The 928-nt window shown below is 40.1% G+C and carries 1 protein-coding gene; it reads left to right on the top strand.

Features of this window, described 5'->3' with window-relative positions:
* A partial coding sequence (locus LG31_RS21240) for a hypothetical protein (RefSeq protein WP_161785980.1) occupies positions 1-796 on the top strand: 796 nt, incomplete at its 5' end.
* Positions 797-928: the final 132 nt, after the last annotated feature.

Below are 928 nucleotides of genomic sequence, written 5' to 3'. Positions count from 1 at the left end.
GAACATCACCATTGATGGAAATACACTAGAATTTGTTACTAGAAAAGGAAATACCTATTTAAAAAAAGAAATGGAGTTGACCGACTCTAAAAAAAATGACCCCGAACATGTCAAACTGCCAGATGTTATCGTGGTGACTCGAAAAGATGGATTGATTCTATTCGTACTGCGTGCTCCTAGTGAAGGATTAAAGTTTGTAACAGCGCAGACGCTATATGACAAGTATCAATATCAGTGGTTTGAGCCGCTAGCAGATAATTATCGGGAGTTGATATATCTCAACACGAAAGAATATACTAAAGATGCCTATAAACATTTTACGTGGAAGCAGATAGATGAATTTGCTTCAGTTGATCGTATGTCATTATCTTTTGCTAAAGGGATGCCTGGAGACTGGAAAGTATCCAGTCAGGGAGGGGCTGGTTATTTATTGGTTATGATTGATGGTATGCCATACTGGACCGATGCAGTTGGACAGATTCCGTTTGCTGTAGACACGTATAGAACGTACAGAAGCATTGCTGAAGTAGTTGATACAGGGATTAAATGGGGGCCGGGAACTCCAACCGGTAGAGTTACTGGTGACTTTGATTACTCCAATACATATGATAACTACTTTGTTCTAAGAGGGGCGCTGTATGCGGAGCAGAAATATAAATATGTCACTGTGAAAAATGAGTCTGGTACATACCCAGCTGCTCGTTTAATCGAGCGTGTGATGGCTGTTAACCCGAACAAATTAGCGGATAAAATCACCCCGGCAGAGGCGAAGAAATATGCTTCATGGAAAAAATAAATATATTGCCATGCTTATAGTGAGTGTGTTGTCTGTTTTGTCATTTCTCTTAATTGAGGAAGCTGGGCGAGTGGTGTATATGAAATTTTATACACCTACGTCCAGAGGGCGTGAATTATATTATGCCATATG

It is taken from the genome of Aeromonas lacus (genome assembly GCF_000764665.1).
Classification (GTDB): domain Bacteria; phylum Pseudomonadota; class Gammaproteobacteria; order Enterobacterales; family Aeromonadaceae; genus Aeromonas; species Aeromonas lacus.
The sequence above is the reverse complement of the archived record's forward strand: the minus strand, read 5'-3'. Positions and strand labels throughout refer to the sequence as shown.